This is a genomic window from Thiococcus pfennigii, from assembly GCF_016583835.1.
Lineage (GTDB): Bacteria > Pseudomonadota > Gammaproteobacteria > Chromatiales > Chromatiaceae > Thiococcus > Thiococcus pfennigii.
Genome location: NZ_NRRW01000007.1, coordinates 1 through 25,380, shown reverse-complemented (window position 1 = coordinate 25,380; position 25,380 = coordinate 1). Strand labels below are relative to the sequence as shown.

Here is a 25,380-nt window from a genome sequence, read left to right as displayed (position 1 = left end):
GCGCCATCTTCGGCCGCCGAGACGACCAAGAAATGGAGCGAGGCGGAAACCGCATCTTCCCTCGGCGTCTTGAACAATGGCCCGGATGGCCCTCTTCGAAGGTCCGCTCGGGTGGACCCGATCGCCGAGACTCAGGCGGCCAGCCCCCGCCCTTGGAGGCTCTTGATCTGATCGCGGATCGCGGCGGCCCGCTCGAACTCCAGGTCCTTGGCGTGGCGGTACATGGCCTTCTCCAGGGCCTTGATCTTCTTCGCCATCTGCTGCGGCGTCAGGCGCTCGTACTCGATGACCTCCTCGGCCACCTTGGCGTAGGCGCGCGGTGATCTCGGGGCACCGGGCAACGCCCCCTCCAGGATGTCGGCGACCGCCTTGCGGATCGTCTGCGGCGTGATCCCGTGGGCGAGATTGTGGGCGATCTGCTTGGCGCGTCGCCGCTCGGTCTCGTCGATCGCGCGGCACATCGAGCCGGTGACCCTGTCGGCGTAGAGGATCGCCTTGCCATGGAGGTTGCGCGCGGCCCGGCCGATGGTCTGGATCAGCGATCCTTCCGAGCGCAGGAAGCCCTCCTTGTCGGCATCGAGGATCGCCACCAGCGAGACCTCGGGCATGTCGAGCCCCTCGCGCAGCAGGTTGATGCCGACCAGCACGTCGAACTCGCCGAGGCGCAGGTCGCGGATGATCTCGACCCGCTCGACGGTGTCGATGTCCGAATGCAGATAGCGCACCCGCACGCCGTGGTCGCCGAGGTAGTCGGTCAGGTCCTCGGCCATGCGCTTGGTGAGCGTCGTCACCAGCACCCGCTCATCGGCGGCCACCCGCAGACGGATCTCCGAGAGCAGGTCATCGACCTGGGTCAGGACGGGACGGACCTCGACCTGCGGGTCGACCAGCCCGGTCGGGCGCACCACCTGCTCGACGATCGCGCCCGAGTGCTCGATCTCGAAGCTACGTGGTGTCGCCGAGACGTAGATGGTCTGCGGCTGGCGCGCCTGGAACTCCTCGAAGCGCAGCGGCCGATTGTCGAGCGCCGAGGGCAGCCGGAAGCCATACTCGACCAGGTTCTCCTTGCGCGAGCGGTCCCCTCGGTACATGCCGCCGAGCTGCGGCACCGTGACATGGCTCTCGTCGATGACGACGATGGCGTTGGCCGGCAGGTAGTCGTAGAGGGTCGGCGGCGGCTCGCCGGGCCCGCGCCCCGAGAGGTAGCGGCTGTAGTTCTCGATCCCCGAGCAGTAGCCGACCTCGAGCATCATCTCCAGGTCGAACAGCGTGCGCTGCTCCAAGCGCTGGGCCTCGACCAGCTTGTCGTTCGCGCGCAGCCAGGCGAGACGCTCCTTGAGATCGACCTTGATCTGCTCGATGGCGGCCAAGATGGTCTCGCGCGGGGTCGCATAGTGCGTCTTCGGGAAGACGGTGTAGCGCGGCACCCGGCGGCGGACCTCGCCGGTCAGCGGGTCGAACAGCGCCAGGGACTCGATCTCCTCGTCGAAGAGCTCGACGCGCAGGGCCTCCTCGTCGGACTCGGCCGGAAAGATGTCGATGACGTCGCCGCGCACCCGGTAGGTGCCGCGGTGCAGCTCGACCTCGTTGCGTCGGTACTGGAGGTCGGCGAGGCGGCGCAGCAGCGCGCGCTGGTCGATGATGTCCCCGCGCGAGAGGTGCAGGACCATCTTCAGGTAGGCATCCGGGTCGCCCAGGCCGTAGATCGAGGAGACGGTCGCGACGATGATGACGTCTGGGCGTTCTAGGAGGGCCTTGGTCGCCGACAGGCGCATCTGCTCGATGTGCTCGTTGATCGAGGAGTCCTTCTCGATGTAGGTATCGGTCGAGGGGACATAGGCCTCGGGCTGGTAGTAATCGTAATAGGAGACGAAGTACTCGACTGCGTTGTGCGGGAAGAACTCGCGCATCTCGCCGTAGAGTTGGGCGGCCAACGTCTTGTTCGGCGCGAGGATCAGGGCCGGGCGTTGCACCTGGGCGATCACGTTGGCGATCGTGAAGGTCTTCCCCGAGCCGGTCACGCCGAGCAGGGTCTGGGCCGCCTCGCCGTCGGCGAGACCCGCGACGAGGCGGCGGATCGCCTCCGGCTGGTCGCCGGCGGGGGCGAGCGAGGTCACGAGCTGAAAGGGCCTTTCCATCGGACGGGGATTCTTCTCTCTGAGGGGTTTAGCTATCATTGGGAGTCTTCACGGGTGGTGCCGAACCGCCACCCTCCCTGCCCCCACACAACATTCGAGAATTCGACGATGAGCATCAAATTGTCCGCCCGCGTCCAAGCCGTCAAGCCCTCCGCGACCCTCGCCATCACGGCGCGGGCCAAGGCGCTCAAGGCCGCGGGCAAGGACGTGATCGGTCTCGGCGCCGGCGAGCCGGATTTCGACACCCCGGACCACATCAAGGAGGCGGCGATCGCGGCGATCGAGCGCGGCTTCACCAAGTACACGGCGGTCGATGGCACGCCCGAGCTCAAGCAGGCGGTCATCGCCAAGTTCGAGCGCGAGAACCAGCTGCACTTCACGCCTGATCAGATCCTCGTCTCGTGCGGTGGCAAGCAGAGCTTCTACAACCTGGCCCAGGCGGTCCTGGACCCGGGCGACGAGGTCGTGATCCCGGCCCCCTACTGGGTCTCCTACCCGGACATGGCCCTGCTCGCCGGCGGGGTGCCGGTAATCGTCGATGCGGGCGCCGAGCAGCGCTTCAAGATCACGCCCGCGCAGCTCGCGGCGGCGATCACGGACAAGACCCGCCTCGTCGTCATCAACAGCCCCTCGAACCCGACCGGCATGGCCTACACGAGCGCCGAGCTCGAGGCCCTCGGCGAGGTCCTTCGCCGCCATCCGCAATCCCTGATCGCGACCGACGACATGTACGAGCACATCCGCTGGGACGCGGCGCCCTTCGTCAACATCGTCAACGTCTGCCCGGACCTGGCGCCTCGCACGCTGGTGCTCAACGGCGTCTCCAAGGCCTACTCGATGACCGGTTGGCGGATCGGCTACGCCGGCGGGCCCGAGACGGTCATCCGCGCGATGAAGAAGATCCAGTCGCAGAGCACGTCGAACCCGACCTCGATCTCGCAGGTCGCCGCCCAGGCGGCCCTCGAGGGGCCGCAGGACTGCATCGCGACCATGCTGGCGGCCTTCAAGGAGCGGCATGACATGGTCGTCGAGCGGCTGAACCGGATCCCGGGCATCGAGTGCCTGCCGACCGATGGCACCTTCTACGTCTTCCCGCGCGTCGAGGGGCTGATCGAGCGGCTGGACGGGGTCGGCGACGACCTGGAGCTGGCCGAGTACCTCATCGAAAGGGCCGGCGTCGCCCTGGTGCCCGGCTCGGCCTTCGGCCTCGGCGGCTATGCCCGGATCTCGATCGCGACCAGCCGCGACAACCTGGAGCGGGCCTTGGAGCGGATCGCCGCCATCGCCGGCTGAGGTCCGCCCGCGCCGCGCGCCACGATAGCTGTCCTGAACCGCGGCGGCCACCCCGGCCGCCCGCCTTGACGGATCCCGCTGCACCGACCATCCTTTCCATCGGTACTGGATGGATCCAGCGAGGCCGACATGGACAAGTTGCAACGAGGCAACCGCCACACTCGCCCCCACGGGCTGACCCTGCTCGAACTCCTGATGGCGATCGCGCTGATCGGCATTCTCTTGTCGATCGGCGCACCGACCTTCGCCGACCTGGTGGCCCGCAACCGCATGGCCGTCGCCGTCAACGCCCTCATCGCCCACCTCCAATTCACCCGTTCCGAGGCGATCAAGCGCGGCGTGCCCGTGCAGCTCTGCCCGAGCGCCGACGGGGCGACCTGCACGGGCGGCCAAGCCTGGCACCTCGGGTACATCGTCACCACCGACGAAAAGGACCCGGCGGCCCGCCTGCGCGTCGGCGGTGCGCTCGACCCGAACGCGATTCAGATTCGGAGCAACCGCTACCGCGTCATCTATCAGCCGCTGGGCACGGCCGGCGGCAGCAACCAGACCTTCCTGTTCTGCGACCAGCGCGCGGCCGCCACCGTCGACGACCACCGCAAGGTGGTCCTCTCCAACGTCGGACGACCGCGCGTCGAGACACCCTCGGGCGAGGATCCATGCCAAGGCTGACGGCCACCGCCCACCCGGGTCGCAGGCTCCCACCGGCGCAGGCACCGCCGGCGATCGCCGATGCCGGGTTACGGCGCGCGGCCGGCCTGTGTGCGTCGTCAACGACCACCGTGCCTGCGAGGCGTGTGACCCGATGCGGCTACGCGAAACGCATCCGGGTTGCCGATTCGATCTCACGGCCTTGACCATCGCCGGCACCGCCGGTAAACTGCCGGGCTTTGATTGATCCCCGGTAGCTCAGTCGGTAGAGCGGGTGACTGTTAATCACTAGGTCGGCGGTTCGAGCCCGTCCCGGGGAGCCAAACAAAGCAAGGGCTTAGCTCGCAAGGCTAGGCCCTTTTTCGTTGCGCGGCGCACCCGCCGGTACGGCCGTGGTATCAGAACTGGCGGACCTTGATGTTGAGGGTCTGGATGCGATAGGCGATCTGCCGGGGCGTCATGTTGAGCAGGCGGGCGGCCTTGGCCTGGACCCATCCGGCCTCTTCCAGCGCCGCAATGACGCGCTCGCGCTCATCGAGATCCGGATCTTCGATGGCCGCCGACCTGGGCGCCGGCGCGACCGAGGTCGTCGGCGCCGGGGCATCGGCCACCAGCCCCTCGCCGAGACCGCTGAGGCGGATCGCGTCGCGATCGATGACGCCGGCCTCGCTCATGACGGCGGCGCGCTCCAGGCAGTTCTCGAGCTCGCGCACGTTGCCCGGCCAGGCGTGACGCATCAGGATGCGCAGGGCGCTGTCGGTGATGTCGAGGTCGCGCCCCTGCATCCGCGCGATCTTGGTGATCAGGAAGCGGGCCAGGTCGGGGACGTCCTCGAGGCGATCGCGCAGGGCCGGCATCCGGATCGGCATGACGTTGAGCCGGTAGTAGAGGTCCTCGCGGAATTCCCCCTTGCGCACCACGTGCTCGAGGTCGCGGTTGGTCGCGGCGATGACCCGCACGTCGACCTTCAGGGTCCGGTTGCCGCCGACCCGCTCGAACTCGCCCTCCTGGAGCACCCGCAGCAGCTTGGCCTGGAAGGCCGGCGAGATCTCGCCGATCTCGTCGAGGAACAGGGTGCCGCCGTCGGCCTGCTCGAAGCGACCCTTGCGCTGGGAGACGGCCCCGGTGAAGGCGCCCTTCTCATGGCCGAACAGCTCGGATTCGAGCAGGTTGTCCGGTAAGGCCGCGCAGTTGAGCTTGACGAACGCGCCGCGGGCGCGCGGGGAGTTGTAGTGGATCGCATTGGCGACCAGCTCCTTGCCGGTGCCTGACTCGCCGCGGATCAGGACGGTCGTGTTCCATTTGGCGACCTGGCGGACCTGCTCGAAGACCAGGCGCATCGCCTGGGCGCGGCCGATGATGTTCTCGAACCCGTGATCCCCCTTGACCTGCCGGCGCAGCTTGTCGCGCTCCTCGCGCAGGGCCTGCTGCTCCTCGGCGACCCGGTGGGCGAGGCGCACGACCTGGCCGATCAGGTTGGCGACCATCTCGAGGAAGCGCGCCCGCTCCTCGAGTAGCCCGTCGGCGCTCTGCGGCTGGGCGGCGAAGACCCCGACCGCGCCCTCATCGCCGACACGGATCGGTACCCCGATGAACGGGAGGTCCGGGTCGTAGAGGCTCAAGCGATCGAGAAAGCGCGGCTCGTCGCCGACCCGCGGCAGGATCCAGGGCTCGTTGCGCTCCAGGATACGCCCGACGACCCCCTCGCCGGGGCGATAGCGCACCGTCGTGAAGGTCTCGGAGCTGTCGTCATGCAGGGCGCTGACCAGCAGGTCGCCGCTGTCGGCATCGACCAGCGTCACCATGCCGTAGCGCAGGCGCCCGTGGTCGTGCAGGACCTTCAGCAGCTCGCAGAGGGTCTCGCGCAGATTGAGCGAGCGGCTGAGGATGCTGCTCACCTCGAAGAGGGCGGCCAGCTGGGATTCCAACAGGGCCAGACGGCCCGTCTCCTGGCTCGCGCCCGATGCGTCTATCGCGCCACTCATCGCGGGACTTCATCCGACCTCATTCATCGACCGCCGCGGTCAGCAACAGCCGAACGCGGCAGCCATCCAGATACTCCGGGTCGATCTCGATCGACCCGCCATGTTGGTTGACGATCTCCTGCGCCAGAGCCAGCCCCATACCGGCGCGCCCGCGGCGATGCCGCCAACCGCTGGAGAAGGGCTCGAAGACGGCGTAGCGCTGCTCGGGCGGGATCCCTGGACCATTGTCCTGGATCACCACCTCGACCGCCGACTCGACGGCGCGCGTCGCCACGCGCAGCTCACGATGGCCCTTGCCGCTCTCGTTCAAGGCCTGGATCGCGTTGTCGATCAGGTGTTTGAACATCGCGCGCAGCTGGTTCTTGTGGCCGTTGAACTCCGGCAGCACATGGGCCGGTTGCCAGTCGACGACGATACCGGCAGCGAGCAGCCGGTCGGTCTCCAGCTCCAGCACCTGGCGCAGCAGGGCGTTGACGTTGACCAGGATCCCGGCCTCGCGCGCCTGCACCGGCAGCGCCGCCTCGAGGGTCTCCAGCGCCTTCTGGCCGGCAGCGCTGATCTGCTCGAGGGTGCCGCTGAGGACCGTCAGATTGGCGCTCCCCCCCTTGATCATCTCCGAAGCCGCATGGATGACGTTCAGCGGCCCTTGGATCTGGTAGATGGCCGCGGCCAAGGCCTCGCGCATCGTGTGGCCGAGCTGCTGCTCGGCGAGGCGGGCGCGCAGGTTCTCCAGGTGGGCGCGCTCGATCTCGCGGCGCCGCGCCGTGATGTCGTTGGCAAGCAGCAGGAGCCGCCGCTCGCCGGCCGAGTTACGGCCGAAGAAGGTCCGGGCGCTCGCATCCAGCTCATGGGCCGGGGTGCCGGAACACGCGAACCAGCGCGGCCCGCCGGCGCCGGGTACCTCGACGCTGACCTCGACGTCCTTGAAGCCGCGATCGGCCAGCGCAGCCTCCAGCGGATCGAATCCCGCCTGCTTGCGCAGTGCCGCACGCAGGACCTCGATCGGTGCACTGCCCTGGAGTTCGCCCTGCAGCTTCTCGTACTCCCGATTCTCGAGCAGGACCCGGCCCTCGCCGTCGAGCAGCACGACCAGGACCGGCGCGGCCTGGAGCACGGTCTCGACGCGCGCCTTCTGCTGGCGCAACGCGCCTTCCAACTCGTGGACACGCGTCACATCACGGTGCATGCCGAGGAAGTAGCGGATCTCGCCCTGCTGATCGAGGACCGGCGAGATCGTCAGCTCGGCCAGATAGTCGCCGCCGGCCTTGGTGCGGTTGACCAGCGTGCCGGTCCAGGTGCGCTTGTCCTTGATCGTGCGCCACAGTTGCCGGTAGATGGTGGCAGGGGTCGCGTTGTTCGACAGGAGCGACTCGTTCTTGCCGATGACCTCGGCGCGCGTGTAGCCGGTCAGGGCCTCGAAGGCGGCGTTCGCGTAGAGGATGATCGCCTCTGCGTTCGTGATCGAGATGGCCACCGGCGACTGCTCGACGGCGGCGAAGAAGAGGCGCGGCGGAAGCGGTTCGCCGGACTCGCCGCCGACCAGACCGAGGGCCTCGATCACCTCCGGCGGCGTGCCCGGCGGGGGCGCGGCGAGGAAGGCGGCCAGCGCGTTGGCGGCCAACTGCTGCGCGGGTTCCGACGAGCCTTTCGAGGTCATGAGCGCCACTCCTGAGGTACCGAGTCCCGCATAGTATCAAGCAAGAGGCACACCATCATCAGGCAGCCACTGGCAATGTAGGGTGGGAAGGCAACGCGCATCCCGCCGCGCACGGCAACCTCGGCGAGGAGACCCAGCTTCGCGGCCCCTGGCAGGCCGCCGGCCCCCAGTCTTGATCGTCGGGCTTGCCGAACCACGCGGCGTCGCGTCGCCTCGCCGGTGACGAGGCTCGCGGAGCCTCGCCGACAGTCGCGATGGCGGGATGCGCTGCGCCTCTGCGCCGTTCGCTGCCTCGTATTGGTCGCGGTGGCGGGATGCGCTGCGCTCTTGTGCCGTGCGATGCTTCGTATCGGTCGCGGTGGCGGGATGCGCTGCGCTCTTGTGCCGTGCGATGCTTCGTATCGGTCGCGGTGGCGGGATGCGCTGCGCTTTCCCGCCCTCCGGTCTGGATGCCCATGCGTCTCTTAGACCGTGACCCGGCAACCGCACTCCAAGTCGATGTCGACCGGCGAGACCTGGCGACTGACACGGTCTTTTCGCACGCGCAGCACCAGCAGTGTGGACGGATCGAAGACCACGACATCCTTGACGCCTTGCGATAGATAGAACGGCGGGCCGATCTCGAGATCCTTGGCCTCGAAGCCCTTGTTGACGACCTCGATCACGGCTTCGGGGATCGTCGTCAGGGCGCCATCCTGCTCCTCCTCGGGCGGTTCACGGCAAAAGACCGAGATATCGGGACGTTTCAGACCGTTGGCGAACTGTATGTAGACATCGATGGCATAGATGCAGGCGCAAGCGGCCTCGGCGCCAGCGGTCGGCCGCAGACCCCGATTGATCCGATCGATCTGCTTCTGATGCCGGTAGACCGGTTGCGCCTCCCAGATCGGCAGGCCGTTGACGATCTCCAAACGAATACCGAGCTCGCTCGCTTGCAGCATCAAGTGTGGCAGGTTCATGGCATCTCCTCGCTCCAGGCACGCCCCTCCAGGGTGGCTGTCGACGCCGACTCAGGCGCCCGCATCGGCCCGCCCAAGCGACCGCCTGTAGGATTTACTACAAAGACGCCCCGGCGGCGGTGAACGCGTGTCGCAATGCCGACGGCACCGACCGGGGAATTGCGCCCCCTTTGCCGCCTGCGCCCCTCGGTCGACCTCGGATGGCGCTGGCGCAGCGGCATCGCGCGGCGCCTCGACCTCGCCAAGGCCGGCCCCTTGCGTGTGGCATCGTATTTGCTGCATCGAGAAACATCCAGACCGCGCAGGTCGCCTGGCAGGCGGGCGTATGACCGACTATCTGATCCTCATCCTCGGCACCGCATTGGTCAACAATGTCGTGCTGGTCAAGTTCCTCGGCCTCTGCCCCTTCATGGGGGTGTCGGGCAAGCTCGACTCGGCGATCGGCATGGGGCTGGCGACGACCTTCGTCCTGACGTTGGCCGCAGCCGCCAGCTGGCTGCTCGAGCACCTGGTGCTCGGGCCGCTCGACATCGGCTTCCTGCGGATCCTGACCTTCATCCTGGTCATCGCCGCCGTCGTGCAGTTCACCGAGATGGCCGTGCGCCGCATCTCGCCGACCCTCTACCAGGTCCTCGGCATCTTCCTGCCGTTGATCACGACCAACTGCGCGGTGCTCGGCGTCGCCTTGCTCAACGTCCAGGGCGACCACGGTTTCCTCGAGAGCCTGCTGTTCGGCTTCGGCTCGGCCCTCGGCTTCACGCTCGTGATGGTCCTCTTCGCCGGGTTGCGCGAGCGCCTGGCGCTCGCCCAGGTGCCGGCCGCCTTCGCCGGGGCGCCGATCGCCTTCATCGCCGCCGGCCTGCTGTCGTTGGCCTTCATGGGCTTCGCCGGCCTGACGCACCACTAGCCGCCCCCGACCTCGAAACGGAGCAGAGCATCGTGATCGCGCCCCTTCTCAGTCTGACCCTGCTGGGCCTCGCCCTGGGCACCCTCCTCGGGGTCGCCGCGCGTTACCTGAGGGTCGAGCAGAACCCCCTCCAGGGGGAGATCGAGGAGATGCTGCCCGGCTCGCAGTGCGGCCAGTGCGGCTACCCCGGCTGCTCGGCGGCGGCCGCCGCGGTCGCCGCCGGCGAGGCCGCCGTCACCCTGTGTCCGCCCGGCGGGCGCGCCCTGGTCGAGCAGCTCGCCGCCAAGCTCGGCGTCAGCGTCGACCTGGCCGCGATCCAGGACCAGGGACCGCGCGTCGCCTACATCCACGAACGGCGCTGCACCGGCTGCACCAAGTGCCTAAAGCGCTGTCCGACCGACGCCATCCTCGGCGCGTCGCGGATGATCCACGCCGTCATCCCCGATGCCTGCACCGGCTGCAACAAGTGCTACGAGGCCTGTCCGCAGGGGTGCATCGAGATGCGGCCGCTGCCCATCACCGTCCCCCAGTGGTACTGGCCCAAGCCGGTCCCGGCGCTCTGAGCCGCCGCGTCACCCATCTCAGCGAGGCAGCCAGAACCCCATGAAGCTGTTCAAGATCCGCGGCGGCGTCCACCCGGAAGACCGCAAGGGCCTATCGAGCGAGCGGCCCATCGAGCCGATCCCCCTGCCCCACCTGCTGCATGTGCCGCTGTTGCAACACGTCGGCGCCGCCGCCAACCCGGCCGTGCACCGCGGTCAGACGGTGCGCAAGGGCGACCTCCTCGCCGAGCGCCAGGGGGTCATCTCGGCGCCGGTCCACGCTCCGACCTCGGGCCGCGTGGTCGGCATCGGCCGCTACCCGGCGAACCACCCCTCGGGCCTGTCGGTGCCGACGATCACGCTCCAGCCCGACGGCGAGGACCGCTGGTCCGACGCGCTCGTCGGGACGGACGATCCGTTCGCCCTGCCGCCCGAGGAGATCGCCGCCCGGGTCGCCGCCGCCGGCATCGTCGGCATGGGCGGGGCGACCTTCCCGGCCGCCGTCAAGCTCAACCTGCGTCAGCGCTACCGGCTTCACACGCTCGTCATCAACGGCTCGGAGTGCGAGCCCTATCTCACCTGCGACGACCGACTGATACGCGAGCAGTCCGAGCAGGTCCTCGACGGGGTGCGCATCATGGCCCATGCGCTGGGCGTCGGCCACATCATCGTCGCGATCGAGTCCAACAAGCCCGAGGCCCTAGCGGCGATGCGCGCCGCCGCGACCGGCCGCGCGGAGATCGAGATCGCGGCCCTGCCGACGCGCTATCCGATGGGCTCGGAGCGCCACCTGGTCTTCACGCTGACCGGCCGCGAGTCGCCGGCCCGCGGCCTGACCGCCGATATCGGCGTCGTCGTGCACAATCCGGCGACCGCCTTCGCCGTGCACGAGGCGCTGCGCCACGGCCGCCCCCTCGTCGAACGGGTCGTCACGGTCACCGGGGCGGCCATCGCCCGGCCGGCCAATCTGCGCGTACCGCTCGGCACGCCGGTCGCCCACCTGATCGAGCAGAGCGGCGGGCTGCGCGAGGCGCCGGCCCGCCTGATCAGCGGTGGGCCGATGATGGGCCAGCCGCTGCCGAGCACGCGGGTGCCGATCGTCAAGGGCAGCAATGGCGTCCTGGCCCTGACCGCCCAAGAGGTCAACCGCCGCGAGCCGATGCCCTGCATCCGCTGCGGCAGCTGCGTCGGCGCCTGTCCCTGCGGCCTGGTGCCGCTCGAACTGGTCGCCCGCACCCGCGCCGCCGACCTGGAGGGCGCCGTGCGCCTCGGCCTGATGGACTGCATCGGCTGCGGCTCGTGCGCCTACACCTGCCCGGCGCACATCCCGCTGGTGCAATACATCAACTATGCGAAGGGCGAGATGGCCGCCCGCGGGCGCGCCCGCCACAAGCAGATCGAGACCAAGCGGCTGGCCGAGCTGCGCAGCGCCCGCCTGGAGGCGGCCAAGCGCGCCAAACGCGAGGCCATGGCGCGGCGCAAGCGGCAGCAACAGGCCAAGGCAGAGGGCGAGACGCCGCCTTTGGGCAACGCCGAGGTGGGCACGAACGCGGAGGCCCGGCCATGAGCGCGCTCGGCGACCCGCCCCTGATCGCCGGGCCGTTCGCCCACGCACCGACCAGCATCGGGCTGACGATGCGGCTCGTGATGCTGGCGCTGATCCCCGGCACCCTGGTCGGCCTGTGGCAGTTCGGCTGGCCGGCGATCAATCTCTTCGTCGTGACCATCGCCACCGCGATCCTCGCCGAGGCCGCGGCGCTGCGCCTGGCCAGACGGCCCGTGCGGCCTTACCTGCTCGACGGCTCGGCCTTGCTGTCCGGCTGGCTGCTCGCGATGACGCTGCCACCCTGGGCACCCTGGTGGATCGGCGCGGTCGGCGGGCTGATCGCGATCATCGTCGCCAAGCAGGTCTTCGGCGGCCTCGGCCAGAACCTGTTCAACCCGGCGATGATCGCGCGCGTCGCGCTGCTGATCTCGTTCCCGGTCCAGATGACGACCTTCGTCGCGCCGACGCCGCTGTTCTCCGCCGACGCGCCGGACTTCCTCGGCGGCCTGGCGATCACCTTCGGCGCCCAGACCTACGACGCGATGACCAGCGCCACCGTGCTCGGCCAGGTCCACACCGACCTGGGCACGGGCCTGACGCTGCTCGACATCCTGCCCTCGACCTACCAGCTCAACCAGGCCGCGATCGGCACCGTCGCCGGCAGCCTCGGGGAGACCTCGGCCCTGCTGCTGCTCCTCGGCGGGCTGTTCCTGATCTCGCGGCGCGTGATCAGCTGGCACATCCCGGTCGCGATGCTCGCGACCATCACCCTGTGCGCCACCGCAATGCACCTGGTGAACCCGAACCACTTCCTCAACCCGGGCTACCACCTGCTGTCGGGCGCGACGATCTTGGCCGCCTTCTTCATCGCCACGGACCCGGTCACGGCGCCTGTCTCGGCCCGCGGACGGCTGCTCTTCGGCTTCGGTTGCGGCCTGCTCGTCTACGTGATCCGCACCTGGTCGAGCTACCCAGAGGGTGCGGCCTTCGCGGTCCTGCTGATGAACGCCTGCACGCCACTGATCGACCACTATGTGCGCCCGCGCATCTACGGCCGCGACCGCCGCGGCGAACCGCTCGCCTACGGCGAGGACAACCAGGGGACCACACGATGACCGGCGCGCGCGACACGGGTGCCGGCTGGCGCGAGCGGATCAGCTACCAGGCCCTGCTCTTGGGCGGCTTCTCGCTGCTCGCCGCGGCCCTGCTGACGGTCGGCGATCTGGTGACCCGCGACCCGATCGCCGCGCGCCGCGCCGAGGACCTCCAGGCCTCGCTGAGCCAGGTGCTGCCGCCGGCGATCCACGACAACGACCTGCTCGCCGCCCCACTGACGCTGACCGACGAGGCCGGGCGGCCGCGCACCGTCTACCGCGCGCTGCGCGGCCTCCAGGTGACCGGCATCGCCTTCCGCACCAGCGGCCTCGGTTATGCGGGGCCGATCGACATCCTGGTCGGCATCGACGCCGAAGGGCGCGTCCTCGGCGCGCGCGTGCTGGCCCACGCCGAGACGCCCGGTCTCGGCGACAAGATCGAAATCGCCCGTGACGACTGGATCCTCGCCTTCGACGGCCGCTCGCTCGGCGACCCGCCGCTCGAGCGCTGGGCCGTCGCCAAGGACGAGGGCGACTTCGACCAGTTCACCGGCGCGACCATCACCCCGCGCGCCGTCGTCGACGCGATCAAGGGGGCCCTGCTCTTCTTCGCCGCCCACCGCGACACCCTGACCGCCGCGGCGGTCATCACCGAACCCGCGCCCGAGGCGCCCCTCCCCCGATGAGCAACGCCGCCACCCCGGCCTACGGCCAGATCGCCCGCGACGGCCTGTGGGACAACAATGTCGTCCTCGCCCAGGCCCTCGCCCTCTGCCCGTTGCTCGCGGTGACCGGCACCGCGACCAACGGGCTCGGCATGGGGCTCGCGACGACGGCCGTCCTCGCCGCCTCGGGCCTCCTGATCGCGCTGCTGCGCGGGCTCCTCACCTCGGCCGTACGCATCCCGATCTTCGTCCTCGTCATCGCCACGCTGGTGACCCTGGTCGACCTGGCGATGAACGCCTGGCTGCACGACCTGCACAAGGTCCTCGGTCTCTTCATCCCGCTCATCGTGACCAACTGCGCGATCCTCGGTCGCGCCGAGTCCTTCGCCGCGCGCCAGCCGGCGTTGCCGGCGGCCTTCGACGGGCTGATGATGGGGCTGGGGTTCACGCTGGTCCTGGTCGGGCTCGGTGCGGTGCGCGAGATCATCGGTAGCGGCACCCTGTTCGCCGGCGCGCCGCTGCTCCTCGGCGAGGCGATGGCCTTCCTCGAGGTGACCCTGATCCCCGACTACGGCGGCTTCCTGCTCGCGATCCTGCCGCCCGGCGGCTTCCTGGTCCTCGGCTTCCTGCTCGCCGGCAAGCGGCTCCTCGACCGTCGCCTGGCCGAGCGACAGACCCGCCGACCCACGGTCGGCGCGCCACGGCCCTCGCCTTAGGCGCCGACTGGTCCGCGAGCGGTTACCGTGAAACAGGCAACCGCCTGTCAAGTGACGGCGCACGCAATCCGCGCCTCCTCTTGCGAAGGTCGTGCGGGCGCGCCTGACCCGACCTTGCGCGCCCGTCGAACTTGGGCCGGACGCACCCGCAGGCGAGCCCCTATCGCCGGTCCTCTGCCGCCGCCCATGACACCGCTCGACCGCCGCACGTGGCCGGGTAGCTCCCGAATCCTTCGTTGAGGAGAGAGACAGCATGCACATCGGCGTCGCCTATGCCGACACGCTGAAACAGGTCTGGCTGAAGCTCGACGTGCCGGACGCCTGCACGGTGCGCGAGGCGATCGAGCGCTCCGGCCTGCTCGCCCAATTCCCGATGATCGACCTGGAGGCCCAGAAGGTCGGCATCCACGGCAAGATCGTGCGGCTCGACGCTAGGGTCGCCGACGGCGACCGGGTCGAGATCTACCGCCCGATCGTCGCCGAGATCGACACCGGTGACGACGAGGACGACGATTGAGTGACGATTCAAGAACGACCGGCGCAGATTCTCGGAACTACGAAACACGCGAAGAGCGCGAAAGGGGTTGCTCGAGACAGCAACATTGCTGAATTTGCGCGATTTTCGTGTATTTCGTAGTTTCTTGTCCTCCGCGCGCTCGTATCGGTCATGTCTGAATCGTTCGTGAGCGCGCCCATGGATCCGCGCGCCGTACCCGAAGGCGCCCCGTGCGACTACGGCCGCCAGAAGGCGAAGGTGAAGAGGATCAGCAGGGTGAAGACCTCCAAGCGCCCCACCAGCATGCCGAAGATCGCGAGCCATTTGACCGCCGGGCCGACATCCGCGAACGTGATCGCGACCTCGCCGAGGCCGGGGCCGAGGAGGTTCAGCGTCGCGGTCACGGCGCCGAAGGCCGACTCCAGATCGAGCCCCGCGGCCATCATGGCCACCGTCAGCACCAGGGCCGTGGACAGATAGAGGACGTAGTAGCCCCACACCGAATAGGCCACGTCATCGGGCACCGCGCGCCGCCCGAGCTTCAGCAGCGCCGTCGCCCGCGGGTGGGAGAGGACGAGCATCTGCCGCACCCCCATCTTCGCGAGCAGCATCACCCGCACGACCTTGAGCCCGCCGGCGGTCGAGCCGGCGCAGCCGCCGACGAAGGCGAGCATCGCCAGCACGAGCGGGATGTGGCGCGGCCAGGCGGAGAAGTCCGCCGTGCCGAAACCGGTCGTCGTCATCACCGAGACGACCTCGAACAGCCCGTAACGCAGCGCCTCGCCGAAGCCGGCGTACGCCCCGGCCCACACCAGGCTGAGCGCGATGAATAGGCTCGCGCCGAGGAGGATCGCCAGGTAGGTGCGCGCCTCGGGATCTCGCAGATAGAGCAATGGGTTGCGTTGCCGCCAGACGACGAAGTGGATCGCGAAGTTGATCCCACCGAGGGTCATGAAGACGATGCAGATCAGCTCGATCGCCAGGCTGTCGAAGTGGCCGATGCTCGCGTCGTGGGTCGAGAAGCCGGCCGTCGCGACGGTCGTGAAGGCATGGCCTACCGCATCGAAGAGACTCATCCCGGCGGCCAGGTAGGCCAGCGTGCAGGCCAGCGTCAGCGCGAAGTAGATCGACCAGAGGGCCTGAGCCGTCTTCGTGATGCGCGGCGTGAGCTTCTCGTCCTTCGCAATGCCCGAGGCCTCGGCGCGGTAGAGCTGCATGCCGCCGACGCCCAGCAGCGGCAGGATGGCGACGGCCAGGACCACGACCCCCATGCCGCCGAGCCACTGGATCTGCTGGCGGTGGTAGAGGATCGACGGCGGCAGCTCGTCGATGCCGACGATGACGGTCGCGCCGGTCGTCGTGAAGCCCGACACGGACTCGAAGATCGCATCGGTCACGCTCAGGTGCAGACCGACGATGAAGGGGATCGCACCGACGACGCCGAGCACGGCCCAGAACAGGGCGACGACGAGAAAGCCGTCGCGCACGCGCAGCGCCCTGCGCTCGGCGCGCACCGGCCACCAGATCGCCAGGCCGATGGCCGTCGAGATGAGCCAGGCGGAGAGAAAGTGCTGCGCCTCGCCATCCTGATAGACGAGCGCCAGCAGCCACGGCAGGATGAAGCTCAGGCTGTAGAGCGTGAGTAGGAGACCGATCAACCGGATGACGCCGCGCCAATTCATCGATGGCTTCGACAGGCGGGAATCGCCGATCTGGATGGAAACGAGGTCGCGATTCTAACGCCTGCGCCCCGGATACTGAAATCGCCGTGCGCGCTCGGGGAACGCTGGGCTGTCGAACCCCTTGCGGGGACGGGGCTCATGGCCGCTGGTTCGCGTCTCGACGTGGAAGGCAAGACCGACCCTGGATGTCGATGGCAAGGTCACGCGGCTCGACGCCCCGGTCGGCAATGGCGATCGGGGCGCGATCCGACCACACGGTCGTCGCCAGCATCGAGACCGGCGGCCACGCGAACTGACGGCCCGGGAGACGACACGACTTCCTCTCGGGCGGCCCACCGAGAGGGCAGGCATGCAAAGACGGGCAGGAGGAATCAGGCGCGCGGGCCAGCGGCGTCGCACCGAGGGCGTCGATCCCGTGACCGCCCGTCAGACGACGGGCTCGCCTCGGGGTTTCTACGGTGACGAAGCCGCAGCTTCGTCACCCGTTCACGACCATCACTGCGGTGGCGCCCGGCGGGCCTCCGCCCGCTCGCGCGCGAAGTGCTGCATCTCGGCCTTCGTCACACCACCATTGACGTCGACATCCATCTCGTCGAAATGGCGGGACACGAAAGGAAACCCTTCCTGCGCCTCCGGGCGCGTCAGGTAGCCATCCCCATTGACGTCGGCCGTAGCGAAGCGGGCATCGACCCGCCCGACGAAACGGTCACGGGGCGTCGTCGTCTCCGCGGCGCTCGCCGCCCCGATCATCAGCAGCGTCAGCATCGGTGCCAGGATACGCATCGGCATGTCGCGACCTCCCGCATCAGCGCGATGGGCAGGGGACCTCGTTGCCACCCGCGTCGAAGCAGGTCTGGCTGCGCGTCAGCCCGCTGTCCTTGTCGTAGCTGGTGCTGCCCTCGAACGAGCCGCCCTTGGCGCCCTCGATATCCGTGCTGCGGCTGCCCGAGACATTGCCCTCGGCATCCACGGAGACGCCACCGGAACTCTTCAGGGTGCCCCGCTCGCCGGTGACCGCGGCGCCGCTCTTGTGCTCGATGCTGCCATCGTCCTTGCGCACCGTCACGCCGCCGCGCGTGCCGGCGGCCCCCTCCGGGGTGCGGAAGGCACCGCCGGTGACGGCCGCGGCATTGCCTTCGCCATCGGTGCGGATCGTGCGCCGCTGCAGGAACTTGCCGCCTTCCGGTCCGGTTTCGTTTCGGATCTTACCGGCGGTCGTACCCCCAGCCGGGTTTTCGCGGCTGAAGCGCTCGGCCAGATCGGCGAACGCATCGAGCGCGACGAGGGAGCTGGTCAGACCGAGAATGGCACAGGCAGTCAACATGCGAAAAGACTTGTTCATCGCCAATTCCTCATCGTTTGTGGAGTCGTTGGACAAAACCGTACCTGCGACCCTCCGCGCGGTCGTCGAGCCACCGCGACCGGCGGGCGTCGCACCGCTGCGGCGCGGCGCGGCGCGGGGCCGACCCGCGGCAGCCGCCGGTCGGGAGCTCCGGCCACCGCCTATCCGGTGGATCGCAGGGTCAGCCTATACCCCGGCAGCTGAATGGCCCCTGAACGCCCCCGCGACGGCCCTGGATCGGCGGCCGGTGCTTCAGGACCGAGGCCCGGTGCGGCCCTGCGGCAAGTTTAGACCGTCGCCGCCGAAATTCACGACCTCGTCGGCGCCGCCCCGGCCCCTCGGATCTGGACGCGACCGTGTAGGCGTCGTGGCACCCCGCCGCGAGCCGGGTCAACCGGTGTTGCGCATCCCAGCGGCGATCGCGTTGATCGAGCGCAGCAGCGGGTCGAGCCACTGCTCGCGCTCCTCCTCGACGGGCTCGCTGCGGTAGCGCTCGAGGACCGCGAGTTGGATGTGGTTCAGCGGATCGAGGTAGAAGTTGCGCCGCGCGAGGGAGAGTTGCAGCTCGGGCGTCTCCTCCATCAGGCTGTGCAGCCCGGCGACGTTGAGGACCTGAGTCAGGGTGCGTTGGTATTCGGCCCGGATCCGCTCGTAGATCGCCAGCGCCCGCTCCTGATCGCGGGCGAGCCGCACGTACTCGCGGGCGATGTTCATCTCGGCCTTGAAGAGCGACATCTGGATATTGCTCAACAGCGCCCGGAAGAACGGCCACTCGTTGTACATGCGCTGGAGCTTGGCGAGGCGCTCGACGTCGTTGTTGCGCCAGCGCTCCAGGGCCAGCCCGACGCCGAACCAGGCGGGGATCGTGTGGCGCGCCTGGGCCCAACCGAAGACCCACGGGATGGCGCGGATCGAACCGAGCGAGCGGTCGCCACCGGTACGGTGCGAGGGGCGCGAACCGATGTTCAGACGGGCGATCGCATCGACCGGGGTGACCTCGTAGAAGTAGTCGAGGAAGCCGTCCGTGCCGAGCACGAGATCCCGATAGGCCTCCTCGCCGAGCCGGGCCAGCTCGTCCATGATCCCGAGGTAGTCGTTGCGGTCCTCGGCCGGTTCCTCGATGAGGCAGCGGCTCGCCTTGATCAGGCCGCTGATGCCCATCGTCAGCTCGTAGCGCGCCGTCTCCGGGTTCGCATAGCGGTAGGAGAGGACCTCGCCCTGCTCGGTGAACTTGATCTGGCCGTGCACCGTGTCGACCGGCTGAGCCAGGATGGCCTCGTAGGTCGGCCCGCCGCCGCGCCCGACCGTGCCGCCGCGGCCGTGGAAGAGACGGCAGGAGACCCCGCGGTCGTCGGCCAGTGCGATGACCTTCTTCTGCGCCTCGTAGAGCCGCCAGCCCGAGGCCAGGATGCCGCCGTCCTTGCACGAATCCGAATAGCCGAGCATGACCTCCTGCTGATTGCCGGAGGCCTTCAGCAGGGCCTGGTAGGTCGGGTCGTCGAAGAGGGCCGCCATCACCGCATCGATGTGCGTCAGGTCCTCGATCGTCTCGAACAGCGGCGCGATGTGGATGTCGCAGAACCAGCCACCGCGGTGGCAACCGGCCAGCCCGGCGAGGCGTGCGAGCAGCATCACCTCCATCACATGGCTCGCCGAATGCGTCATCGAGATGACGTAGGCGCCGAAGACCTCGGGGCTGATCTCGGCGCGCATCCGGGCGATGACCTCGAAGGTCTCGAGGGTCTCGCGGGTCTCGGGCGTCAGGGTCGCCTTGTCGATGATGAAGGGATGCGGGTGGGCGATCGCCTCGGCCAGCACGACGCGCCGCTGCTCCTCGGTGAAGGCCTGGTAGTAGGGCGCACCGGCCTGGCGGGCGAACAGCTCGGTGACGGCGGCGGTGTGACGCCCCGACTCCTGGCGCAGGTCCAGATGCACGAGGTGGAAGCCGAAGGTCTCGGCCAGCCAGATCAGGTCCTGGAGGTCGCCGGTCGCGGCGCTCGCATCGCCGTGGCTGATCAGCGAGTCGCGGATCAGGTGGAGGTCGGCGAGGAAGTCGCGGACATCGCCATAGCCCTCCGGCAGCTCCGCTGGGTCACCGGCCATGCGGGCGCGCACCCGCACGAGGTTCGCCTCCAGACGGTGGCGGACGATCGCGAGCTTGCGCCGATAGGGCTCGTGCGTGTAGCGGCGCATGCTCTCGCCCATGATGTCGACCCAGTACTCCTCGTCGGCATCGAGGCTGTCGAGGAAGGCCGGCGATGGGGGACAGAGGTTGTCGGTGTGGCTCAGCAGCCGGCGCAGCGCGATGACGCGCTCGATGTAGGCCTCGAGGACCAGCTCGTGATGCATGCGCACGGCCAGTTCGGTCGTCTCGGGCTTGACGCTCGGGTTGCCGTCGCGGTCGCCGCCGATCCAGGAGCCGAAACGGATGAAGCTCGGGATGCGCAGGCCGGCGTCGGGGCCGTAGATGCGTCGCACGGCCCGCCCCAGGTTGCGGTAGACCTCCGGGACGGCGTCGAACAGGGACTCGCGGAAGAAGTGCAGGCCCTGGCGCACCTCGTCGGTGACCTGCGGCTTGTGGACGCGGACCTCGTCGGTCTTCCAGAGGATCTGGATCTGGGTCAGGATCGCCTGGAGTCGCTCCTCGAGCTCCTCGTCGTTGAGCCGCCGCCGATGCAGGTCCTGGGCGACGAGGAAGATGCGGCGGAAGGTCTCGAGGATGGTGCGCCGCTTGGCTTCGGTCGGATGGGCCGTGAAGACCGGCAGATACACCAGGTGCTCGAGCAGGCTCTGGAAGTGCTCCGGGCTCACGCCGTCGGCCTTGAACTCGCGCACCGTCTGGTCGAACGAGCCGAGCCAGAGCGGCCCCCCGGTGCTGATCAGGTCCATGCGGCGCAGGTGGCCATGGACCTCCTCGGCCGTGTTGACCAGCCCGAAATAGATATTGAACGCGCGCACCACCTCGCTCAGCGTCTGCGGGTCGAGCCCATCGATGCGCTTCATCAGCTTCGCGCGCAGGTCGGGATCGTCGGCGTCGCGCAGCGCGATGAATCCGTCGCGCAGCCGTTCGACGACGACCAGCACGCGCTTGCGGCTGTGCTCGCGCAGCACTTCGCCGAGCAGGGCGGTGAACAATTGGATATCGCGGCGAAGCGGTTCGCCGTCGGGGGAGTCGTTCATCGGGATTCGGTTCCGTGGCAATGGCCCGCGGCGCCAGCAGCGCATGGCGCAAGGCAATGGCCGCGATACTACCGTGGGATTGGGGGAGTTGAAAGCGCGGCCCGGACAGGGACCCGGCGCCCGGGCCTCCCGGCCGGGCAGCCGTCAGTCGAGGGGATGCAGCTCGAACATCGGGCGACTCTCGGGGCCGACCCGGTGCAGACCGGGGTCGAGATAGTCGATCGAGAGCGAGGGACGAACCTTCAGCGACAGCAGCGAGGGGTCGAGGTAGCGTTTCATCAGGCGCCGGGCATCGCCCTGGTTGGCGGTACGCCGCAGCAGCGCGACCTTGCGCAGCGCGCCTTCGGTCGGCTGGGTACCGCCGTTGCGCCGGTATTGGTGGATCACCGCGACCGTGTAATCGAGGGTCTCGCGGTAGGTGACGTTGCTGTTGGTTCGGTCGACGACGCCCTCGCCGGCGTTGTAGGCCATGATGGTCCGCCCGTAGTCGTTGTCGTACTTGTTCAGCAGCCGACGCAGGTGGCGGATACCTGTCTGGACATTGGTTTCGGGATCGAAAAGCGCCTCGCGGTTCGTGACCCCGTAGTCGGCTGCCGTCGCCGGCATGACCTGCATCAGGCCGATCGCGCCGGCACGCGAGACGGCGCGGGCGTCGTAGGCCGATTCGGCCGCGACGATCGCGTGCGCGAGCGCGAGTTCGACGCCGCGCTGCTTGGCGATCCGGTCGATCAGCGGGACCAACTCGGCCTTGGTCGGCACGGCGGCTACGCCGGTCAGCGCCGGCTCGGTCCGCGTGGTGGCCGAGGCCGGCAGGGCGACGACCGAGACGAGCCCGATCAGGGCGAGAATGGCGATCCGCTTCATGACTCCTCGCTGGCGAATGGCGATCCGCCGCACGTCGTTGAATGACAAGCCCCCGGGCCTGGCGCCGGCCCAGGCCATCGGTGCCTGGTCAGACTTCATCGTGCAGCCGATCCTCGAGGCGAAAGCCCATCAGCTCGAGGACCAGGCCGGTGACGGCACCGCCGAGCGTTCCGCCCAAGGCGCCGGTCGGGATCGCCCCGGCGACCCGCTCGAGCAGGTCCTTGGCCATCGCATCGAGATGCCCTGCGGTCGCCCCGGCCATCAGCCAGATACTGGCGGCGACGACGCTGGCGATGAGGGCCGCGACCACGGGCGCCCCGAGGGCCACGGGGACCAGACCGGCACAGGCGCGGCCGATCCAGCGCTCGCTGATCTGGTAGATGGTCCCGACCAGGGCGACGACGCCGGCGGCGAGGACGAACAGGCCGACCGGCCCCTCGTAAAGGTCCAGCCCGAAGGCCAGCAGGGCGCCAGCGCCGAAGCCGGCCAGCAAACCGGTCAGAGTGCCGGCCAGGGTCCGCGCATCGCCACGGACCGCCCACGCGTAGAAGCCCCCACCCACCAGACCGGTGCCGGTTGCGGCCAGCGCGATCGCCGACAGGTCCACCTGGCGGCCGGCGAACATCAGATAGCCGATCGAGGCGAGGACCCCGGCCAACGCCCCGACCAGGGCGACCGGCATGGCCCCGTAGAAGGTCGCGGTCGTCATCGCCGCGATCGTCGCCGCCGCGACCAGCAGCGGCCAGCCGGTGAACCCGAAGACGAGAAGCAACTCGTGCAACCCGGCGAACAGCCCGCCGAAGAGGGCGCCGGCAAGGCCCCAGACAACGAGGGCGAGGACGATGGCTGCGGACCTTCCTTCATCGGCCATGGATAGCTCCAGACATGTCGGAACAGGCCCATTCTAGCGTCAAAGCGACCAGGAGGCGCGTCCCTCCAGCCAACGCGCGCACCCTACGCCGGGACGGCGCCGCGCATCCCGCCAGCCAGCCCACGCTCCAAGCCCTTGCGGTATGACTGATCCGTGCTGTGGCCTTCTTCTAGTGGGTTCAACGGTTGCCGATCGGCCCTCATCTGGGGCCGTTGGCGAATCCCCGCTGCCCGAGGTGATCGAGTCGGCGCTGCCCCGGCCTCGCACCGCCCTAGAGGCGGCCGACGGCACACCCCAGGGGCCGGACTGCCGCCGATTGACATCGCCCGGATCGCCCGCCAGCGGGCCCCTAACGCCGCGGACGACGCCTGCGGCGGGATGCGCTGCGCTTTCCCGCCCGACATGCTAGGCTCATCGGTGGCGGTTCGAGAGTGACCGGTGCCCATGCGCCGATACCGTCGGGTACGCGCAGCCCAACCCGATATCGGGGACCGAGTCGTACCGCTCGCGCTCGAATCCTTCCCTATCCACCCATCAGGACCGACTCGACCCCGCCCATCATGTCGCTGATCAAGCTCGGCATCCCCAAAGGCAGCCTCGAAGAGGCCACGATCAACCTGTTCGGCCAGGCCGGCTGGCAGATCAAGCCACGCTCGCGCCACTACTATCCCGAGGTCGACGACCCGGAACTCTCCTGCGCCCTGGTACGCGCCCAGGAGATGGCCCCCTATGTCGCCAACGGGACGCTGGACCTCGGGCTGACCGGACTCGACTGGATCCTGGAGACCCAGGCCGAGGTCGTCGAGATCTGCGCGCTGACCTATTCGAAGAGTTCCAATCAGCCGAGCCGTTGGGTCCTCGTGGTCCCACAGGACTCGCCGGTCCGCACCGTCAAAGACCTCGAAGGCAAGAAGGTCGCCACCGAACTGGTCGGCTTCACGCGCCGCCACCTCGCCGAGCAGGGCGTCGCCGCGACCGTCGAGTTCTCGTGGGGCGCGACCGAGGCCAAGGTCGTCGAGGGGTTGGTCGACGCGGCGGTCGAGATCACCGAGACCGGCAGCACCATCCGCGCCCATGGCCTGCGCATCGTCGCCGACCTGCTCTACACCGAGACGCGGCTGATCGCCAATCCGGCGGCGATGGACGACCCGGCCAAGCGCACCAAGATCGAGCAGATCGCGACCATGCTTCAGGCAGCGCTCGCGGCGCGCCACAAGGTCGTCCTCAAGCTCAATGTCGCCGCGGGTGACCTCGATGCCGTCGTGGCACTCCTGCCGAGCCTCCATGCCCCGACCGTCAGCCACCTCTACGACGGGCGCTGGCTCGCCGTCGAGACGGTCGTCGACGCCCAGGCCGTGCGTGACCTGATCCCGCGGCTGCGCGCCGCCGGCGCCGAGGGGATCCTGGAGTTCGAGCTGCGCAAGATGGTCTGAGACGGTGACGAGCCGCACCCTGTCCCGTGCCCGAGGCGACGGCTGGCAAGCACGCGGCGCGCCGCGCCGAGGATAGTGTTTCTCGTGGCCAGGTACCGCCCCTACCCCCAACTCACGAGCGAGGCCGAGGCCTATCTCAATCTGCGCGCCGGACGCCTGCACCTCTGGCAACGCCAAGGCATCCAGCGCGACCACGTCACCCGGATCTTCGGGCGCGGACGGAACTTCTTCCACATCGAGAATTGGTACTCGATCCACGCGCTGATGCGGCTGGCGCTGCGCGCCCTCTGGCTCTACGAGCGCGGGCGACGCAACGCCGCGGCCATCGAACTGACCCACAACCAGGTGCGCCTGCCACGCCTGCCCCCGGCCTTCGACGGCTGGCGGCTGCTGCACCTGAGCGATATCCATCTCGACATGGATCCGGCCATCTTCCACGCGCTGCGCGCGCGCGTCGCCCTGGCCGACTACGACCTCTGCGTCATCACAGGCGACTTTCGCGCTCGGACCTATGGCGATGAATCCCGGGCGCTCCGCGCGATGGCCAGCCTGTGCGAGGCGATCCACACGCCGATCCATGCCGTGCTCGGCAACCACGACTTCATCGAGATGGTCCCGGCCCTCGAGTCGCTCGGCGTGCGCGTCCTACTCAACGAATCGGTCCGGATCGCACGCGGCGACGACGCCCTCTATGTCGCCGGCATCGACGACCCGCACTACTACCGGGCCGACAACCTCGAGAAGGCGGCCGACGGGATCCCGGCCGGGGCGGCGGCGATCCTGCTGAGCCACTCCCCAGAGGTCTACCGCCACGCCGCCCACGCCGGCTTCGACCTGATGCTCTGCGGCCACACCCATGGCGGGCAGATCTGCCTGCCCGGCGGACTGGCCCTGACCTACAACGCCAACTGCCCACGGGCGCTCGGGCGCGGCCCCTGGCGCTGGGGTCCGATGCAGGGCTACACGTCGCGGGGGGCCGGCTCTTGCGTGATCCCGGTGCGGTACAACTGCCCGCCCGAGATCACGGTCCACCGGCTGCAACGCCCCTGAGGCGCGACACCGCCCCGCTCAGTGGGGTCGATTGCGCCAGCCGAGGCGATAGAGGAGTCGCGAGACGACGAGATCGAAGGCCGTGAAGGCGGCGACGATGATGAAGATATCGCCCCAGCCGAGGTCGAGGACCTGGGCCAGCGCGAGGAGCGGCAGGAGGCTCTCGGGGATCTGATCGAGACCGATCGCCCGCGCGCTGCGCGCCAGCCCCAGCCGGCGCTTGACCCAGCTCGAGGCGGCATCGCCGAGCATCGCCAACAGCCCGATCGTAGCCCCGACCGCCACCCCCTGCCCGAGCAGCGCCGCCCC

General features: G+C 69.0%; 22 protein-coding genes and 1 tRNA gene. 12 read left to right on the top strand and 11 right to left on the bottom strand.

The genetic code is table 11. The features are described 5' to 3' along the window. Positions 1-131 precede the first annotated feature (131 nt). On the bottom strand, positions 132-2,138 hold the full coding sequence (gene uvrB / locus CKO41_RS03780; RefSeq protein ID WP_200249799.1) for an excinuclease ABC subunit UvrB: 2,007 nt from the start codon (positions 2,136-2,138) through the stop codon (positions 132-134). 108 nt (positions 2,139-2,246) lie between these two features. Between uvrB and CKO41_RS03775 the strand changes: the two genes are divergently transcribed. From CKO41_RS03775 to CKO41_RS03765, 3 genes are all read left to right on the top strand, one after another. Beyond that, on the top strand, positions 2,247-3,431 hold the full coding sequence (locus tag CKO41_RS03775; RefSeq protein ID WP_207143703.1) for a pyridoxal phosphate-dependent aminotransferase: 1,185 nt from the start codon (positions 2,247-2,249) through the stop codon (positions 3,429-3,431). Positions 3,432-3,560: 129 nt separating this feature from the next. After that, positions 3,561-4,103 (top strand): GspH/FimT family pseudopilin, encoded by a 543-nt coding sequence (locus tag CKO41_RS03770; protein ID WP_200249800.1) that lies wholly within the window; start codon positions 3,561-3,563, stop codon positions 4,101-4,103. Positions 4,104-4,329: 226 nt separating this feature from the next. Further along, a tRNA-Asn gene (locus tag CKO41_RS03765) sits at positions 4,330-4,405 on the top strand. A gap of 75 nt (positions 4,406-4,480) precedes the next feature. Here the strand turns inward: CKO41_RS03765 and nifA are convergent. The 3 genes from nifA to CKO41_RS03750 all read right to left on the bottom strand — a co-directional run bounded on the left by nifA (position 4,481) and on the right by CKO41_RS03750 (position 8,683). Next, on the bottom strand, positions 4,481-6,067 hold the full coding sequence (gene nifA / locus CKO41_RS03760; protein ID WP_200248483.1) for a nif-specific transcriptional activator NifA: 1,587 nt from the start codon (positions 6,065-6,067) through the stop codon (positions 4,481-4,483). Positions 6,068-6,086: 19 nt separating this feature from the next. Then, positions 6,087-7,724, bottom strand: a complete 1,638-nt coding sequence (gene nifL, locus CKO41_RS03755; protein ID WP_200248480.1) for a nitrogen fixation negative regulator NifL — start codon at positions 7,722-7,724, stop codon at positions 6,087-6,089. Positions 7,725-8,188: 464 nt separating this feature from the next. Further along, complete coding sequence (locus CKO41_RS03750) at positions 8,189-8,683, bottom strand: Uma2 family endonuclease (RefSeq protein WP_200381311.1); 495 nt, start codon at positions 8,681-8,683, stop codon at positions 8,189-8,191. Between the two features lie 325 nt (positions 8,684-9,008). On the opposite strand from CKO41_RS03750, the gene rsxA reads away from it, so the two are divergent. From rsxA to CKO41_RS03715, 7 genes are all read left to right on the top strand, one after another. Then, complete coding sequence (gene rsxA / locus CKO41_RS03745) at positions 9,009-9,590, top strand: electron transport complex subunit RsxA (RefSeq protein WP_200381310.1); 582 nt, start codon at positions 9,009-9,011, stop codon at positions 9,588-9,590. A gap of 32 nt (positions 9,591-9,622) precedes the next feature. Next, positions 9,623-10,153, top strand: coding sequence for an RnfABCDGE type electron transport complex subunit B (locus CKO41_RS03740; protein ID WP_200248471.1), 531 nt, complete (start codon positions 9,623-9,625; stop codon positions 10,151-10,153). Between the two features lie 40 nt (positions 10,154-10,193). After that, positions 10,194-11,699 (top strand): electron transport complex subunit RsxC, encoded by a 1,506-nt coding sequence (rsxC, locus tag CKO41_RS03735; RefSeq protein WP_200381309.1) that lies wholly within the window; start codon positions 10,194-10,196, stop codon positions 11,697-11,699. Then, complete coding sequence (locus tag CKO41_RS03730) at positions 11,696-12,793, top strand: RnfABCDGE type electron transport complex subunit D (protein ID WP_200381308.1); 1,098 nt, start codon at positions 11,696-11,698, stop codon at positions 12,791-12,793. Before rsxC ends, CKO41_RS03730 begins: the two co-directional genes overlap by 4 nt. Beyond that, the gene (rsxG, locus tag CKO41_RS03725) at positions 12,790-13,458 is read left to right on the top strand and encodes an electron transport complex subunit RsxG (RefSeq protein ID WP_200381307.1); all 669 of its coding nucleotides are present in this window, start codon (positions 12,790-12,792) and stop codon (positions 13,456-13,458) included. The genes CKO41_RS03730 and rsxG overlap by 4 nt, the downstream gene beginning before the upstream one ends. Continuing rightward, complete coding sequence (locus tag CKO41_RS03720) at positions 13,455-14,153, top strand: electron transport complex subunit E (protein WP_200248460.1); 699 nt, start codon at positions 13,455-13,457, stop codon at positions 14,151-14,153. The genes rsxG and CKO41_RS03720 overlap by 4 nt, the downstream gene beginning before the upstream one ends. Positions 14,154-14,406: 253 nt before the next feature. Beyond that, positions 14,407-14,670 (top strand): RnfH family protein, encoded by a 264-nt coding sequence (locus CKO41_RS03715; protein WP_200248458.1) that lies wholly within the window; start codon positions 14,407-14,409, stop codon positions 14,668-14,670. A gap of 215 nt (positions 14,671-14,885) precedes the next feature. On the opposite strand, the gene CKO41_RS03710 is transcribed toward CKO41_RS03715, so the two are convergent. The 6 genes from CKO41_RS03710 to CKO41_RS03685 form a co-directional block, all read right to left on the bottom strand. Continuing rightward, the gene (locus CKO41_RS03710) at positions 14,886-16,331 is read right to left on the bottom strand and encodes a TrkH family potassium uptake protein (protein ID WP_200381306.1); all 1,446 of its coding nucleotides are present in this window, start codon (positions 16,329-16,331) and stop codon (positions 14,886-14,888) included. A 495-nt stretch (positions 16,332-16,826) separates the two neighbouring features. Continuing rightward, complete coding sequence (locus tag CKO41_RS03705; RefSeq protein WP_200248453.1) at positions 16,827-17,120, bottom strand: EF-hand domain-containing protein; 294 nt, start codon at positions 17,118-17,120, stop codon at positions 16,827-16,829. A gap of 16 nt (positions 17,121-17,136) precedes the next feature. Further along, positions 17,137-17,679, bottom strand: coding sequence for a hypothetical protein (locus CKO41_RS03700; protein WP_200248449.1), 543 nt, complete (start codon positions 17,677-17,679; stop codon positions 17,137-17,139). A 384-nt stretch (positions 17,680-18,063) separates the two neighbouring features. Next, positions 18,064-20,853: a phosphoenolpyruvate carboxylase gene (ppc, locus tag CKO41_RS03695; RefSeq protein WP_200248446.1), complete on the bottom strand. Its 2,790-nt coding sequence runs from the start codon at positions 20,851-20,853 to the stop codon at positions 18,064-18,066. 144 nt (positions 20,854-20,997) lie between these two features. Further along, positions 20,998-21,717 (bottom strand): lytic transglycosylase domain-containing protein, encoded by a 720-nt coding sequence (locus tag CKO41_RS03690; protein ID WP_200381348.1) that lies wholly within the window; start codon positions 21,715-21,717, stop codon positions 20,998-21,000. Positions 21,718-21,805: 88 nt separating this feature from the next. After that, positions 21,806-22,588, bottom strand: coding sequence for a spermidine synthase (locus CKO41_RS03685; protein WP_200381305.1), 783 nt, complete (start codon positions 22,586-22,588; stop codon positions 21,806-21,808). 560 nt (positions 22,589-23,148) lie between these two features. On the opposite strand from CKO41_RS03685, the gene hisG reads away from it, so the two are divergent. Together hisG and CKO41_RS03675 are read left to right on the top strand one after the other, a co-directional pair. After that, positions 23,149-24,021: an ATP phosphoribosyltransferase gene (gene hisG / locus CKO41_RS03680; RefSeq protein ID WP_200248441.1), complete on the top strand. Its 873-nt coding sequence runs from the start codon at positions 23,149-23,151 to the stop codon at positions 24,019-24,021. Positions 24,022-24,105: 84 nt separating this feature from the next. Next, positions 24,106-25,071, top strand: a complete 966-nt coding sequence (locus CKO41_RS03675; RefSeq protein WP_200381304.1) for a metallophosphoesterase — start codon at positions 24,106-24,108, stop codon at positions 25,069-25,071. Positions 25,072-25,089: 18 nt separating this feature from the next. Here the strand turns inward: CKO41_RS03675 and CKO41_RS03670 are convergent. Further along, positions 25,090-25,380, bottom strand: a 291-nt coding sequence (locus CKO41_RS03670) for a CDP-archaeol synthase (RefSeq protein WP_200381303.1), incomplete at its 5' end; no start/stop codon positions are given.

What these genes read in the sequence shown, in the direction of transcription:
- uvrB (WP_200249799.1), bottom strand. Translation starts at nt 2,138, where the DNA reads ATGGAAAGGCCCTTTCAGCTCGTGACCTCGCTCGCCCCCGCCGGCGAC.
- CKO41_RS03775 (WP_207143703.1), top strand. Translation starts at nt 2,247, where the DNA reads ATGAGCATCAAATTGTCCGCCCGCGTCCAAGCCGTCAAGCCCTCCGCG.
- CKO41_RS03770 (WP_200249800.1), top strand. Translation starts at nt 3,561, where the DNA reads ATGGACAAGTTGCAACGAGGCAACCGCCACACTCGCCCCCACGGGCTG.
- nifA (WP_200248483.1), bottom strand. Translation starts at nt 6,067, where the DNA reads ATGAGTGGCGCGATAGACGCATCGGGCGCGAGCCAGGAGACGGGCCGT.
- nifL (WP_200248480.1), bottom strand. Translation starts at nt 7,724, where the DNA reads ATGACCTCGAAAGGCTCGTCGGAACCCGCGCAGCAGTTGGCCGCCAAC.
- CKO41_RS03750 (WP_200381311.1), bottom strand. Translation starts at nt 8,683, where the DNA reads ATGAACCTGCCACACTTGATGCTGCAAGCGAGCGAGCTCGGTATTCGT.
- rsxA (WP_200381310.1), top strand. Translation starts at nt 9,009, where the DNA reads ATGACCGACTATCTGATCCTCATCCTCGGCACCGCATTGGTCAACAAT.
- rsxC (WP_200381309.1), top strand. Translation starts at nt 10,194, where the DNA reads ATGAAGCTGTTCAAGATCCGCGGCGGCGTCCACCCGGAAGACCGCAAG.
- CKO41_RS03730 (WP_200381308.1), top strand. Translation starts at nt 11,696, where the DNA reads ATGAGCGCGCTCGGCGACCCGCCCCTGATCGCCGGGCCGTTCGCCCAC.
- rsxG (WP_200381307.1), top strand. Translation starts at nt 12,790, where the DNA reads ATGACCGGCGCGCGCGACACGGGTGCCGGCTGGCGCGAGCGGATCAGC.
- CKO41_RS03720 (WP_200248460.1), top strand. Translation starts at nt 13,455, where the DNA reads ATGAGCAACGCCGCCACCCCGGCCTACGGCCAGATCGCCCGCGACGGC.
- CKO41_RS03715 (WP_200248458.1), top strand. Translation starts at nt 14,407, where the DNA reads ATGCACATCGGCGTCGCCTATGCCGACACGCTGAAACAGGTCTGGCTG.
- CKO41_RS03710 (WP_200381306.1), bottom strand. Translation starts at nt 16,331, where the DNA reads ATGAATTGGCGCGGCGTCATCCGGTTGATCGGTCTCCTACTCACGCTC.
- CKO41_RS03705 (WP_200248453.1), bottom strand. Translation starts at nt 17,120, where the DNA reads ATGCCGATGCGTATCCTGGCACCGATGCTGACGCTGCTGATGATCGGG.
- ppc (WP_200248446.1), bottom strand. Translation starts at nt 20,853, where the DNA reads ATGAACGACTCCCCCGACGGCGAACCGCTTCGCCGCGATATCCAATTG.
- CKO41_RS03690 (WP_200381348.1), bottom strand. Translation starts at nt 21,717, where the DNA reads ATGAAGCGGATCGCCATTCTCGCCCTGATCGGGCTCGTCTCGGTCGTC.
- CKO41_RS03685 (WP_200381305.1), bottom strand. Translation starts at nt 22,588, where the DNA reads ATGGCCGATGAAGGAAGGTCCGCAGCCATCGTCCTCGCCCTCGTTGTC.
- hisG (WP_200248441.1), top strand. Translation starts at nt 23,149, where the DNA reads ATGTCGCTGATCAAGCTCGGCATCCCCAAAGGCAGCCTCGAAGAGGCC.